The organism is Phaeodactylibacter luteus (assembly GCF_007993045.1).
In the GTDB taxonomy this organism is placed as follows: Bacteria; Bacteroidota; Bacteroidia; order Chitinophagales; family Saprospiraceae; genus Phaeodactylibacter; species Phaeodactylibacter luteus.
This window is the reverse complement of record NZ_VOOR01000042.1, coordinates 19,596-33,310: the sequence shown is the minus strand read 5'-3', so window position 1 is coordinate 33,310 and position 13,715 is coordinate 19,596. Positions and strand designations below refer to the sequence as shown.

At 53.2% G+C, this 13,715-nt stretch carries 14 protein-coding genes; 6 read left to right on the top strand and 8 right to left on the bottom strand.

Annotated elements, in window-relative coordinates; all coding sequences use genetic code 11:
- Positions 1–17 precede the first annotated feature (17 nt).
- The 3 genes from FRY97_RS16805 to FRY97_RS16795 form a co-directional block, all read right to left on the bottom strand.
- Entirely contained in the window at positions 18–425 is a 408-nt protein-coding gene (locus FRY97_RS16805) for a CBS domain-containing protein (protein ID WP_147168728.1), read from the bottom strand.
- Positions 422–805 carry a hypothetical protein gene (locus FRY97_RS16800; RefSeq protein WP_147168727.1) on the bottom strand — a complete coding sequence of 128 codons (384 nt, stop codon included), beginning with the start codon at positions 803–805 and terminating at the stop codon, positions 422–424. Before FRY97_RS16800 ends, FRY97_RS16805 begins: the two co-directional genes overlap by 4 nt.
- Positions 806–933: 128 nt before the next feature.
- Positions 934–1,854, bottom strand: coding sequence for a universal stress protein (locus FRY97_RS16795; RefSeq protein WP_170254701.1), 921 nt, complete (start codon positions 1,852–1,854; stop codon positions 934–936).
- 161 nt (positions 1,855–2,015) lie between these two features.
- Between FRY97_RS16795 and FRY97_RS16790 the strand changes: the two genes are divergently transcribed.
- On the top strand, positions 2,016–2,636 hold the full coding sequence (locus FRY97_RS16790) for a trimeric intracellular cation channel family protein (RefSeq protein ID WP_147168725.1): 621 nt from the start codon (positions 2,016–2,018) through the stop codon (positions 2,634–2,636).
- A gap of 53 nt (positions 2,637–2,689) precedes the next feature.
- Here FRY97_RS16790 and FRY97_RS16785 read toward each other — a convergent pair whose 3' ends face one another.
- Positions 2,690–3,868 (bottom strand): NAD(P)-dependent malic enzyme, encoded by a 1,179-nt coding sequence (locus FRY97_RS16785; RefSeq protein WP_147168724.1) that lies wholly within the window; start codon positions 3,866–3,868, stop codon positions 2,690–2,692.
- A 188-nt stretch (positions 3,869–4,056) separates the two neighbouring features.
- Here FRY97_RS16785 and FRY97_RS16780 point away from each other — a divergent pair, with 188 nt between their 5' ends.
- The 3 genes from FRY97_RS16780 to FRY97_RS16770 all read left to right on the top strand — a co-directional run bounded on the left by FRY97_RS16780 (position 4,057) and on the right by FRY97_RS16770 (position 7,631).
- Positions 4,057–5,628, top strand: coding sequence for an N-acetylmuramoyl-L-alanine amidase (locus FRY97_RS16780; RefSeq protein ID WP_147168723.1), 1,572 nt, complete (start codon positions 4,057–4,059; stop codon positions 5,626–5,628).
- Between the two features lie 291 nt (positions 5,629–5,919).
- Positions 5,920–6,894, top strand: a complete 975-nt coding sequence (locus tag FRY97_RS16775) for a hypothetical protein (protein ID WP_147168722.1) — start codon at positions 5,920–5,922, stop codon at positions 6,892–6,894.
- Positions 6,895–7,046: 152 nt separating this feature from the next.
- A complete protein-coding gene (locus tag FRY97_RS16770; RefSeq protein WP_147168721.1) occupies positions 7,047–7,631 on the top strand; it encodes a hypothetical protein in 585 nt (194 codons plus the stop codon).
- A gap of 574 nt (positions 7,632–8,205) precedes the next feature.
- Here the strand turns inward: FRY97_RS16770 and FRY97_RS16765 are convergent.
- The gene (locus FRY97_RS16765; protein ID WP_147168720.1) at positions 8,206–9,576 is read right to left on the bottom strand and encodes an FAD-dependent oxidoreductase; all 1,371 of its coding nucleotides are present in this window, start codon (positions 9,574–9,576) and stop codon (positions 8,206–8,208) included.
- A gap of 43 nt (positions 9,577–9,619) precedes the next feature.
- Positions 9,620–10,288, bottom strand: a complete 669-nt coding sequence (locus FRY97_RS16760) for a hypothetical protein (RefSeq protein WP_147168719.1) — start codon at positions 10,286–10,288, stop codon at positions 9,620–9,622.
- A 226-nt stretch (positions 10,289–10,514) separates the two neighbouring features.
- Here FRY97_RS16760 and FRY97_RS16755 point away from each other — a divergent pair, with 226 nt between their 5' ends.
- Positions 10,515–10,991, top strand: coding sequence for a hypothetical protein (locus FRY97_RS16755; RefSeq protein WP_147168718.1), 477 nt, complete (start codon positions 10,515–10,517; stop codon positions 10,989–10,991).
- Between the two features lie 167 nt (positions 10,992–11,158).
- Entirely contained in the window at positions 11,159–12,124 is a 966-nt protein-coding gene (locus FRY97_RS16750; protein WP_147168717.1) for a D-2-hydroxyacid dehydrogenase, read from the top strand.
- A 60-nt stretch (positions 12,125–12,184) separates the two neighbouring features.
- Here FRY97_RS16750 and FRY97_RS16745 read toward each other — a convergent pair whose 3' ends face one another.
- Together FRY97_RS16745 and FRY97_RS16740 are read right to left on the bottom strand one after the other, a co-directional pair.
- Positions 12,185–13,132 carry a Ppx/GppA phosphatase family protein gene (locus FRY97_RS16745; RefSeq protein WP_147168716.1) on the bottom strand — a complete coding sequence of 316 codons (948 nt, stop codon included), beginning with the start codon at positions 13,130–13,132 and terminating at the stop codon, positions 12,185–12,187.
- A 5-nt stretch (positions 13,133–13,137) separates the two neighbouring features.
- Positions 13,138–13,620, bottom strand: coding sequence for a hypothetical protein (locus FRY97_RS16740; RefSeq protein ID WP_147168715.1), 483 nt, complete (start codon positions 13,618–13,620; stop codon positions 13,138–13,140).
- Positions 13,621–13,715: the final 95 nt, after the last annotated feature.

Below are 13,715 nucleotides of genomic sequence, written 5' to 3'. Positions count from 1 at the left end.
TATTGCTTCAAGTGGTATTATAGCTCTGCAAAGTAGCGCACTAAGTCTCGGGAAGTGATGATGCCGACGACCTTGTTGCCTTCCACTACCGGCAGGCTTTGGATGCCATGCAGGGTAAACAGCTCTGCCGCTTTTTGAATAGAGCTGGAAGGGCAGACGTAATATGGGCTGCTCGTCATAAGGTCGGCAACTTTGAGCGAAAGCCTGGAAAGCTGATCGTCTGCCGCCCTCCAACGGCTATAGGCTTTCATGATGTCATTGGCACTGATGATGCCTACGAGCTTACCGTTTTCGTCGGTTACAGGCAAGTGGTGGATGTGCAGCTCCCCAAACAGGCGGGCAATCTCTTGGAAGTCTTGCTCAGGTTTGGCAAAGAGGACCCGGGTAGTCATCAGTTCGGCTACAGCAACGGATTGGGCAATCATAAATCTTGTTGTTTTTCATTGTAATGGGCTTCAGAGGCTGTCCCCTTCCGGTTTTGCCGTTCGAGCGGCCAGTCGTCGGTAGAAGTGGTCTGCATCCAAAGGTTCCCGGATTTGCGGAAAACTTGTGCGTGCAGCCCAAACTGCTCCTGAAGTGCGCTTTCGAGCTCGGCCACGCTCATGTCAGGTGACAGCTGCAGCTCCCCTTTGGTGTGTTTAGCCCGAACAAACTTCAGCTGCAGGCCAGGGTCTATTTGCTCCCGTTTGGGGGAGCCCTTGCCTGGCTGATGTGGGGAGGCGTAAAACTCAATCTTCAGGCCGGGGAATGTCCGATGGAATTCGGCCTGTATATCTTTTAAGGTTTGATAATCTGAGATAATCATCGGGCTGTTTTTTTGGTCCTCTTGTGGGCGAGTGAAAGAGGCCGCCGGATAAGATTCGGGCGGCCTCCCGAAAAACTAACCTCACTAAATAGATTTTTTGAGCAGCGGAGCTTTGCTTTCCACTGTTTTTATTTGACGACGAGAACAGGCGTTTGCTCATTTTGCATGAGCAGCCGTTCTGTGACACTGCCAAGCAGCAGCCGTTCTACCTTAGAATGGCCTTTAGCGCCCATAATGATGAGGTCTGCGCCGCTTTCGCGGGCCGTGCCCATCAGGTAATGAGCAATGCCGGGGCCTTCTTTCAGCACTAGTCTGGTGGCTATGCCCTCCTTTTCTTTTGGGAAATGGGTATGGAGAAAGGCTTCGAATGCTTCTTCGTGGTCTTTGCGGAGCATACGCTCAAACTGAGCAGGGGTCCGCTGTATCTTGTACACGCTCAGGTCCGGCATTTCATAAACGTGGAGCGCTGTGATCTGCACTGCTCCGCTCAGTTCGTCCCGTAGCGCAATAGCAGCTTTCAGGGCTTTCGTGGAATACGCAGAAAAGTCGATAGGCACAAGTATATGGTGTATTTGTGCTTTGGCATGGTCAGGCACTACCCAGACATTTGCAGTGGAGCGCCGCGCCAGATTTTTCCCTAGGATGCCATGCCGGCCTTCCCCGCTGTTCTGGCCGATAACGAGCAGGTCTGCATCAGACTCCTTCGCTTCGTTCAGCAGTTCTTCGAGGGGCTCGCCCTCCCTGATTTCAAAATTAGCTTGCAGGGCGGCATTATCGCCCAAAGCAGCTTGTATCCGCTCTTCCATTTGCTGCCTGACTTCTTCGTTGACTTCATAGCTGTTCAGCCCGTTGGCTGTTTCCCGGCCAGGGAAGGCGTGCAAGGCATCAAACCTGGGCAGTACATGCAGGAAATGCAACTTTTGTACTGGCAGCTGCCCGCAGAGGTGGTGCAGGTACTGCAGTGTAGCTTCGTCAGATTGCCCAAGCTCAAGGGCAACCAAGACTTGGCTGATGGCAAGTGGGGATACGGCTTTTGCTGGGTTTTTCATAGTTCGGTCTTTTTGGCTTTTGCAAATTGGAGCAGCCATGGGGAAATGGCCTCAACTCATGCTCAAAAGTAGCAGACACGCCATGGCCATGGGCTGACAATCGTCAAGGGGGAGGCATGACTTTTATCAAGACGATGTAACTTCGCCCAAAAGCCAAGCGCATGGATCTGATCTATACCCTAGACCTGGTGGGGACCTTCGTTTTCGCGATAAGCGGCATGCTAACGGCCGCCAACAAGCGGTTTGACTTGTTTGGTGGTGCAGTGATCGCATTAGTGACAGCAGTCGGAGGAGGGAGCGTGAGGGACGTCCTCATTGGGGCTACCCCTGTAGGCTGGATGCAGGATACCAACTACCTTTGGGTGATCGGTGGGGGGGCTGCTTTCGGTTACCTGTTCCAAGCATACATCTTAAAGCTAAGGCGGACGATGTTCCTGTTTGATACCATCGGTATTGGGCTGTTCACCATTTTGGGCCTCAACAAAGCCCTGAGTTTTGGGGTCTCTCCATCTGTCGCCGTGCTAATGGGTACGGTATCTGCGGTTTTTGGCGGGGTCATCCGGGATATGCTCTGCAATGTGGAGCCACTTATTTTCCGTGGGGAAATTTATGCAACGGCTTGTATGGCGGGGGCGCTGCTGTTCCTGTTCTTGCAGCAGCTCAGCTTGCCATACAACTGGGCCGTGGTCGTGACGGTGAGTTTCATTATTATCTTGCGCATTCTGGCTGTGCGCTTTCACTGGGGCCTACCGCATGTAGAGATTAAGGATAGAAAAGGATGAAAAAAGCCAGAGCGTACAGGCCCTGGCTTCATTCCAAAGAAACGTTTCTGATTTTACATATCCTTGAGAGCGGCTTCCCTCACTGCTTCGGCTACTTTCCAGGCTACCTGCTCCTGAAGGGAGGCCGGTATGATTGATTCCCGGGTAGGGTTGGGTATGAAATCTGCAATAGCATAGGCCGCTGCCAGTTTCATGCTCGGGGTGATGCGCCGGGCCTGGGCATCGAGGGCGCCCCGGAAAATACCAGGGAATCCAAGGACGTTATTGACCTGATTGGGGAGGTCGCTACGGCCTGTGCCGACGATAGCCGCCCCACCTTTGTAAGCCTCGTCTGGCATGATTTCCGGGTCTGGGTTAGCCAGCGCAAAAATGATGGCGTCATTGGCCATGCGTTGCACATCCTCTGCTTTGAGGAGCCCCCCTACACTGACGCCAATGAACACGTCCGCGTCTTGAAGGGCATCGTGTACGGTGCCAGACTTGCCGCTGGGATTGGTGTATTGGAGCACTTCCTGCTTAGAGGAGTTCAGGTCATCCCGGCCAGCGTGGATAACCCCCTTGCTGTCGCACATGATGACCTCCCGCACGGAGATACACTCGGTATTGCCCACGTGGTCTACACACCTCAGCAGGCGGGCAATGGCCACTCCGGCTGCACCAGCGCCATTGATGACGACTTTAAGGTCAAAGAGGTTTTTGCCAACGAGCTTGGCGGCGTTGATCAGACCTGCGAGCACTACAATAGCGGTGCCGTGCTGGTCGTCATGGAAAACCGGAATGCCAATATCCTGCAGGCGCTCTTCGATTTCGAAGCTGCGGGGTGCAGAGATATCTTCAAGGTTGATGCCCCCAAAAACAGGCGCGATGATCTTGACCGTCTCAATGATTTTTTCTGTATCCTGGGTGTCCAGGCAAATAGGGAAGGCGTCAATGTTGGCGAAGCGTTTGAAAAGCATAGCTTTGCCCTCCATGACGGGGATGGAGGCTTTAGCGCCAATATTGCCCAGCCCCAAGACAGCAGACCCGTCGGTGACAATAGCTACGGTATTGCCTTTGATGGTGTAATCCCATACTTTTTCGGGGTCAGCAGCTATGGCTCGGCAAGGCTCCGCTACTCCGGGCGAATAGACCAGGGAAAGGTCTTCCTTGGAACGCACATCCATTTTGGGCGTCATCCGTATCTTGCCCTTTAGGTATTGGTGTAGATAGAGCGATTCTTTGAAGTAATCCATATATTGTTGGTCTTTGGGCTTTTTGAGCCCATTTGAGTAATTTGGTTTTGGCTGCAGCAAAGGTGAGGATTATTTCTGAATTATCAGACCCTGTAGGCGCTGCAGCCCTGCCGGTGCCAGCCCCAAGCTCCAAATGAATTTTTTATTTAGCTTTCTGTTTCTGGCATTCCCAGATAAAAAATGAACCTATGAAAAAAAGCAATTGGCTACTTAGCGCGATGCTCTCGTTGCTCACCTTTTCTATGATGGCCCAGCCTGAGCGGGCCACACTTGAGTTGTCCCCCGAATATAGAGGAGGGGCTTTTCAGTCTGCGCCCCTTGATGTCCCTTTAGCGGAGGCAGTACATTTTCTAGCCTTTTCTGTTACTTGGTCGGGAAGCCCTGGCCTGGTGAGTGCCCGTTTTGCCGCTGCAGACGGCATTTGGGGGGATTGGCAAGCGCTGCCGATGGAGGGGCACGCCGAGCAGTCCCCTGAAAAGCGGGTCAGTGTGCTGCATTTTGCGCCAGCAGATACCCGGAAGGTACAAGTAGCAGGCACAGCAGGCATGGACAACCTCACCCTGCATTTTTTTAACCCAGGCGAGAGCAGCCTTCCGGATGCTGCTCAAAAGGAAACGCTGGTGGAAGAGCGCTCGCCGGTGTTCTGCCCCTGCCCTCAGCCGGCCTACGAAGGGCGCGACGATTGGTGCCCTAGCGGTACCTGTCCAGAAGACCCCACGCCTGCTACCACTAGCGTTACCCACCTGATTGTCCATCATGCTGCAGGGACTAATACCGCTTCAGACTGGGCGGCGGTAGTCCGTGCCATCTGGGATTTCCACACTGGGGTAAATGGCTGGGACGATGTGGGCTACAACTGGCTGATCGACCCCAATGGCGTTATTTATGAAGGGCGTGGCGATAACCGGCTGGGCGCCCACTTTTGTGGGACAAACGGCAGTACCATGGGCGTCTGCATGTTGGGCGACTATACGAACATCACCCCAACTGTTCAGGCCAAGGCCGCTCTGGCCCAGCTGCTGGCCTGGAAGAGCTGCGATATAGGGGCCGACCCCCTCGGCACTTCCTTCCATGGCAGTTCTGGGCTCAGCCTGATGCACATTTCTGGCCACCGGGATGGGTGCTCCACGGCCTGCCCCGGCGATGCTTTTTACCCTGAGCTGCCCGAAATCAGGGATGCCGTCGTGGCTTATATTGCGAGCTCTTGTGCAGCTATTGCCCCACCGGCCAATCTGACTGCTGCCCCGATGAGCGATACCACGGTTGTCCTAAATTGGGAAGATGCATCGGACAATGAGACGGCCTTTCTCATAGAGCGGGCCACCTCCTTTTTTGGGGATTATGTTCAGATTGGGGAGGCCCCTGCAGATGCAGTTTCCTACACAGATGATACCGTTGAACCACAAAGCGGGTATTATTATCAGGTCCGTGCGACTGATGGGCAGGATACCTCGCTGTATACCAACAAAGCCTTTGCCTTTGTCAACATCGTCAGTACGGCCGACTTGTTGCACGGGCAGCGGGTGGAAGTTTTTCCGAACCCTGTGGCAGGGGTACTGCAGGTACGCTGGGAATCGCCATTTCAGGGGCCGCTGCACGTGCGGTTGATGGATACGGCCTCCCGCCTGATCCGCTCAGGAGAAGTCAGGGGCGGTGCCCTAGAGCTGTCTTGGGAGATGGGCACTTTGCCCCCGGGCTTGTACTTGCTGGAGCTGACGCAAAATGGGCAACGGGCGGTGTTTAGAGTCGTGAAAGAGTAAGCTGCTATAAAAGAGCGGTTTATGCTGCGCATCAGTGCGGCTTCCGCAAAAAAGCAGGGCAGGGCATACTACCTGTCCTGCTTTTCTGCGTTAAGAGGGTACGAACATATGCAGATGAAAAGGGTTTCTTAAAAACGGCCGGCAAAGCATTAAAAAGTGTTAAGCCGGGGTGCGGAACAGCCATCTGCTACGTTACTATCCCACTACTGCTGCGTCAGAATGATGTGCTTTTTGCGCAGCAGAGAAAAACCAATTCCTAAACTGTTTACAACAAAATTCAAATCCATTATTATGCAAAAATTATTTCTGAGACTCACCGGTGCGGCTTTTGTCCTTAGCCTCCTTATCGCTACAGGCTGTACAGAAGACGAGCCTATGGACCCAACGAATACCCCGCCTTCAGTGAGCCTCTTGTCTGGCACCGACTTGGTCACTTCAGATGTGACGCTCGAGCCAGGAGAATCCTTCATGGTGAGCATAGACCTGAAGCCAGGATCTACTCCGCTTGAGACCTTTACTTTCTTGGTGGACGGCGTCGTGGTCGGCAATGCGGATATCATTAACTACTATGGCGAGTACGCGATCAATGGCAGCACCGAAACGGCGAACAACCCGGTCACGTTCTTTGGCGCAGCTAAAGACGGGGCAGTAATGGACATCAGCATTACCCCTTTTGACATTGCTGACGGCAGCTTTGCTACCTTTAGCTTTCAGATTGAGGATGAGGCTGGCGAAGTCAGCGTGACTTCTATTGATGTTTCAGTGGTTGACCCCACCACGCCATTGGATATGACCCTGACTGGCGTGCTCTTCAACCAAGCTGGGCCTACTGGCACTGGTGGCCTGAACCTCGACAACGGAGAGGGCACTGGCAGTGCTGATGCAGAAGCGGAAATCCGCGACCTGGGCCTAGATTGCACTGTGCCTGCTCCGGGCCTCAACTGGCGCCGTCAGATTGGCACCGTCAATGGTGCTGATATGGTAGCGGTAGACCTGACGCAGGTTGAAAACTTCACCTTTGACAATGTAACCAATAAAGAGCAGATTATCGGCGCTTATGATACAGGTATCGCATTGTCAGACGGCGTTTCCGTGAACTGTGCGACAAGCAACGAAACCGCAGTGACCGACGTATCAGATGAGCTGACAGTGGGAGACCTCTTCGTCGTGCTGAGCAACGGCACTTACTACCTGATCCGCATTGATGCCATCGACGAGACGGACAGCAACAACAACGACAGCTACGAGCTTTCTATCAAGTACTAAAATTGAGCGCGCGCTTCATCAATTGTTGAGCTGAGAGGAAGGCCCGGTCGCAATTCATTGCAATCGGGCCTTCCCTTGTTTCAGGGGCTCAGGATTCTTTATCTTTGCTGCCTGATTTGTAGCCTTTGTGTTCAGTCATAAAATCCACATACATGGCACCCCGTTTTCTGTTCCTCTTTTCTGCACTGCTGGCTACTGCCACAGCTGCGTTTGCTCAGTGTAAGTTTGCAACTGACGAGGTGGACCCTTTTGATAGCACCCGCCTTGTCACTACTCAGCCCATGCCTGTCGGGCTGTTGATCCCAAGCCTTTACGAAACGGTGGATGGGCCAAAGATTATAGAGGAGGCGCAGGTGGCATTTTCGTTTACAGAAAGTGATCAGGACAGCCTTGAGGCTTTCTTCCTCACGATCGCTGCCCCGGAGTACAGCTACCTCAAAATAGAGTCGGGGCAGAATGTGATCATTGCATTTTCTGATTCTTCTGCAGTGCCTTTGCTCAATTTCCCAGATCAGGGCACTTTTGATAAAAACACCAACATGCGGATATATCAGCACACCTGCCTGGTGCCGCTCGATTTGTTTTACCGCATGAGCAATTTTGGCATCGTGGGCATCCGTATCCGCTATAAGCAGAAGAAAAGGACGATTATGCTCACCCCTGAACAGCAGGAAGCGCTCATGGAAGCTGTGCGCTGTGCTGCCGAGGCAGTTGGGCTGGCACCTGTTTCCCCATAATGGGGCTTAATGGTGGGCACAAAACAGAAAGCCGTTTTTTTTTGCTTTCCCCTGCCGTGAGGATGGGGCCTGCCCCTGCCCGATGGCAGGTGCCGCTATGCTGCGGGGCTCGCTGTCCGCTCGGCCCTGTCGGGCTTGCCACCCCTTCGCAGCGCTAGGCCAATGCCAGGCTATAGTCTGACCACTTAGGGTTTCGCTCCGCGTCTACTGCATGGTGTGAAAATATGACGCCGCTATTTTTTCGGCTGTCGAGACAAAAAACGCAGCCTTAGCCTACACGAAGCGTGGGGGAAAGGGCCCCACGGTGAAGTCGGCGAGGTTTGCAGGTTTCATCAGCGGGCAAAAGGCCAAAGCCTGGGTTGTCAAGGATTTAGGACTTGAGCCACTAGTGGTCTGTCAAGTGTTAATTTATGGGTTGAGTGGGAGCGAATTTTGAGGCTAATCAAGGCGGATGTTCCCGCGCATAGCAGCGCTACGTAAGGAGTTGTCCAACGAAGAGTAGCCTCAAAAGTCGCCGCAGGCAACCCCTAGTTTTAGCCTTGACAGACCACTAGGCCACTTTACGGAGACCGTTTCAAGCCATAGCGGTAGAAGAAGGCTGTTTGCTGAGCCAAGCTTTAAACAGCTGGTCTACTTCCGGATTGCTTTTCCAGTTTTCGTGTATGCCCGGCAGCCGGAGGATGTCCTCAAATAGCTGATCCTGGGCCAAGCCCTGTTGCAGCGCTTCACTGTAAGGGATATGGCTGAAGGTCACTTGGCTATAGAGGGGCAGGAATTGTGGGTGGCGTTCGTGCAGGTCTGCCGCGATTGCCTTGCGGAGCAAAAAGTCTGGATCTGCTACCTTATCCCTCATTTCAATGAAATTCCGGAGCGCCAAGTCGGCAATTGCATTAGCGTCTTTGATGCGGCTACTGTTGAAGGCTTCAAAAATTTTGCCCCAGTCGCCCTCGAAGGTGTCAATCATTTCATCAAGGATGGTGCAGTCTTCGAAACCTGCGTTCATACCTTGCCCGTAAAACGGCACAATAGCGTGGGAAGCGTCTCCGATGATCAGCGCTTTGTCCTGATAGCGCCAAGGGCTGCAGCGTATAGTGACAAGAGAGGAGGTTGGGTTTTCGTGGAACTCTTCGAGGATGTTGGGGATAACCTGCAGGCTATCTGGGAACTGATCCTGGAAGAAACGCAGGATAGCCTCATCGCTGTTGAGCTGCTCAAAAGCAGAGCTGCCCCCCTCATAGGGCAGGAATAGGGTGCCGGTAAAGCTGCCGTCAGGGTTGGGCAGTGCGATCATCATGAACTGCCCCCTCGGCCAAATGTGGAGCGCGTTTTTGTCTAGGGCATGGCTGCCGTCTGACTTGGGCGGGATGTGGAGCTCCTTATAGCCATAGCTCAAGAAAGATTGGCTATAATTGAAACGGGGGGTCTTCATGAGGCTGCGCCGTACGGAGGAGAAAGCGCCATCCGTACCAAAGATGCGCTCCGCCTTGACCTGTCGCTGCTGCCCATTGTGCCGGCTCTCGAACAAGGCAGTGGTGCTGTCCAGGTCTACATTGAGGCATTTCTGCCCAAAGTGGAAAGAGACATTGGGGTGTTGATCAGCGATGTTGATCAGCTCGATATTCAGCCCGCCCCTGGAAACAGAGTAGATGGCCTGGCCTTCCTTTCCGTAAGGCTGATGCGTGAGCCCACCTTTGGTATCGTGCATCAACCGCCCATACATAGGGATGGCCTGCTCCTGAATCTGCTGTTCAATGCCGGCTTTGGCCACTGCTTTCCACCCGCGGTGGCTCATGGCCAGGTTGATGGAGCGGCCACAGGCAAACCCTGCCTTTCTGGGGTCGTCCCGCAGCTCAAAAACCTGAACCTGATAACCACGTTTGGCCAAGAGTACGGCCCAGAGTGAGCCGACCAGGCCAGCGCCGATAATGAGAATGGGGGCTTTCATAGGAAGCGATAATTTGGTTTGGTGTGGTAATAGAGGGCTTTGCTCAGAATAGAAAACGGAGTGCAAGAAATTGTGCAGCAAACCCCACGAGGTAACCGCCATAAAGGTCGGTCGGTTCATGGGCGTTCAGTATTAGGCGGGCGGTCCCTACCAGGCCTGCCAAAATGATCACTGCAAAGAGTACCGTGGTCATGCTGATTTCTACAACCCCAACCAGGGTGGAGTGGATGACGAAAGTGTCATAACTGTACAACAGCATCGTAATGACGACCATGCCCACAAAGCCGCCCATCCCGACGGCGTGGGCGCTGATTTTGGAAAAAATATTGATAAAAAAGGCCAAGAACAGCCCTATCGTCGCCCCAAGCAAGAACCCATTGAAAGCAGTAGGGACTGCACTGCTGCCCATAAAGTTGCGGAACATCCAGATGTAGAACATGCCCGTGATAATATACGGGCCAATCCTTTCCTGCCGGGTCCTCAGTTCCAATGATTTGACCAGCCCGGTAAACCGCAGCATGGCTACGGCAAAGCCCGGGATGAAAAAAGTCGAAAGGAAAACCCTTAAGATGAGCAGCTTGCTGCTTTGGTCTCCAACGCTATTGACGCCAAACAAATAAGGGTTGACCATCAGGATGAGCACCAACATGTAAGTCACTATCAACAGCGGGTGGAAGATGAACGAGATGACTTGTGCCAGCGATTTGAGCATTACTCCGGTTTTTCTTTCGGCAAAGATACAAACTTCCGGCCGGCTCCAACAGCACAGCAGGGCGAACGGGCCAATCTGTACTATTCATTAAGCTTTTTTTAATATTGATTATATCTTAAGGTAAGGGTGGGGTAAATCCCTCCAATTATTATACCTTAGCACAGCTAAATTAATCAGCCGGGGCCAGCTTTTATCGGCTTTTGCCCGGCCCCAAAAACACAATGACATGAAGTTTCTGTTTTCCAGTATGCTGGCTCTTCTTTTTGCGGTCAGCCCGCTCTGTGCACAGTCTTCTTCGGAAGCGCTCCCCCCGGTATTCAAACTAGGGGATCATGAAGCCGCTTTCGAAGGGGCCAAGCAAAAGTACAGCCAAACGCTTCTTGAGGTTTCTGGCTATGATACCAAAGCTGCATTCAGCAATTGGATGGAGATGATGAAAGCCATGGATAATTATGCGCAGAAAGTTAAATACGATATCAACGGTGTGAAGCTTTGGCTCCATGTTTTTTGGGGCGCCAACGGGCAGATAGCGCATATGGGCTACCTGCTCCGGCCAGACTCTCGCAATGTTGAGGAAGTAGAGCTGGCTGCTTTCCTGAAGTCTTTCATGAATAAATATACTTTCCCTGCTACCAGCTCGCGCCCATTTAGCCACTATACCGGCGCCAACTTCCCGGTATTTAGCCAGCGCGTAGAGAACTAAGCAGCCCTTGTCTGCAAAGAGCGCTGAAGCCCTGGCCGCCGATCTTGGCAGTCAGGGCTTTTGTGCCTAGCGAAAAAGTAGAACCCCAAACGCCTTTTTTCCAGAAAAAGCCCTATTATGGACAGCGGAAATTGACGCCCAATTCACTCACTAAAAAATCGGCATTCATGGTCAAAATATTAGCAACTGACGGTCTGCACCAAGATGGCATTACCTTGTTGGAAGAAGCTGGCTATCAGGTGGATATTGAAAAAGTGGACGCGGATGCACTCCCCGCCGTCTTGCCCGGGTATGACGTGGTCATCGTGCGCAGTGCCACAAAAATCCGCCAAGAACTCATAGACCTTTGCCCCAACCTGAAAATTATTGCCCGTGCTGGCGTAGGCCTTGACAATATCGATGCGGAGTACGCACGCAGCAAGGGGATTACCGTCATGAATACCCCTGCTGCCTCTTCTAGGTCGGTGGCAGAGCTTGTTTTTGGCCACATCTTTTCTCTTAGCCGAAACCTGCACCGGGCCCACCGGGAAATGCCCACAAGCGGGCACTCCAATTTTAAGGAGCTCAAGAAGCAGTGCTCCAACGGCACTCAAGTGTTTGGCCGTACCTTGGGCATCGTCGGGTTTGGCCGCATCGGCCAGGAAGTTGCCCGGATTGGGGTAGGCTTGGGGATGAAAGTCATGCCGGTTGACCTGGTCGTCAATCAGGCGGATATCGGCATAAATGTATATAACTCTGGAAATGTTCGCCTCTCCGTTCAGTTGGAGACCTACGAGTGGGAAGAGGTGCTGAGCAGCGCCGACTTCCTCACTATACATGTACCTTTTCATGGCGGCGCTCCTATTATCGGCGAAGAACATATCGCTCAAATGAAAGACGGGGCCGTGCTCATCAATACTGCCCGTGGCGGTGCTATTGACGAAAAGGCGCTGCTGAAAGGGCTCAACAGTGGCAAGCTGCGCGGTGCTGCCCTTGATGTTTATGAGAATGAGCCTACGCCGATGCAGGAACTGCTCGAGCACCCCAATGTTTCCTGCTCCCCGCATATTGGGGCGTCCACGCTGGAAGCGCGCGCAAACATCGGGCTTGAGCTGGCGGATAAAATCCTGGCTTTTTTCGGAGACGATAAATAGCCGCAGGGCTTGAACAAAAGGACACCGTTTTAAAAAAGGGGCTTGCCACAAGCCCCTTTTTTACATTGAGGATGCTTGGCGCCCCTCGGAAATGAGCTCTTGCATCATCCCTTCCTTGAGCCCGTATGCTGCTACGAAAAGCGCGTTCGTGCCAGCCATTTCCATTACCATTCCGATCAGTAAAAAGGCTACTGTCATAAGCTGAGCGCGCTGTGCAGGGATATCGGGCATCTGCTGTTGCCGCTCCTCCGCGGTCATCCCAGCTATCTTACGGGCAAATTCAGGGAACTGTGCGATAGGCAGCCGGGCTGCGCGGTAAGCAGCTGCTTCGCTCCCTAAAACAGAACCGACCACCTCAAAGGCACCGGACGCCCCTACCAAAACGGTACAGGGGTGGGCTTTCAGCGCGCGCTTTAACGGTTGCAGGGTGGCCTGCAGGTGGGCGCGCAGCGCTGCCGTTTGTGCAGGTTCGATGGGCTCAGTATGGTGGAACTCCCGGAACAGGACAGCCGCGCCTATTGGGAAGCTTTCTGCCCACAATGCGCCCGACCGCCCATCCGACAAGATGAATTCTGTGCTCCCACCGCCAATGTCCATGATCAAAGCCCGCTCTTGCATGGGGTACAGGGCTGCAGAAACGCCAAGGTGGATCAAACGGGCTTCCTCTTTTCCGCTGATGATTTGAACGGCAGCACCGATAATACCCTTGGCTTCCGCTTGCAGTTGAGGCCCGTTGCTGGCAGTACGCAAAGCCGCTGTGCCGGATATCCGCACCCGGCCCCGGTCTACCTTATGTTCATCGAGCAGGGCTGCGTACTCGTGCAGTGCTTTCCGTGCCCTGTTGCGTGCGCCTTCGCCAATACGTGCTATGCCTTCTTCCGCCAGAAAAACGTAACGCTTCTCTTCCAGTACCGTTTCAAAAGGGGTGCCTGCCTGTGGCCGCGCAATGAGCAGGTGGAAAGTATTGGTGCCCAAGTCGAGCACTGCAAAATTGGGGGCTATATCCATATTTCCTAACGGGCTTGGGTGTTTTGAAAGAGCTGATTGAAGAAGGCGATGCCTGCAGGCATCAGCTTATTGGCATAGGCCGGCTTGCCATCTTCATAAAACATCATGTAAATGCAGGTATTGTCAAAGTAGAGGTCGGCTTCAGCCCTGTTCTCCCCCCGGACCTGATAGAAGATGTGCCCTACAGGCTTGCACTGCGGCAGCACTTCCGGTACATCGGCAGAGATGTAGGAAAGTGCCGTCTGTATATCTGTAGGCGTATTTTGGCTTACGCTGAAATTGGTATAATAGAAAACGTAATCGATGTAGTCACATTCCTGGAACAGCATTTGAATGGTATCCGCAGGCACACTGTTATAGGCAGCGGCTGGTGCAGCCTTGGCCGGGCCTGTGGCAGCGGAGGGTACGTCTTCTGGGCTGTCGCCGCCTTGAGCACAGGAGATTAAGCAAAGCCCAAGGGCTAGGGCAAGGAGTAGATTCAGGCGCATGTTCATCATTTTTGATCGGTCGTTTTAAGGGCTTGTTTGGAGTAGTTTTATAGGGAAAACCAAGGGTTTATGCCCATTTGCTGGGCAGCAGGGTT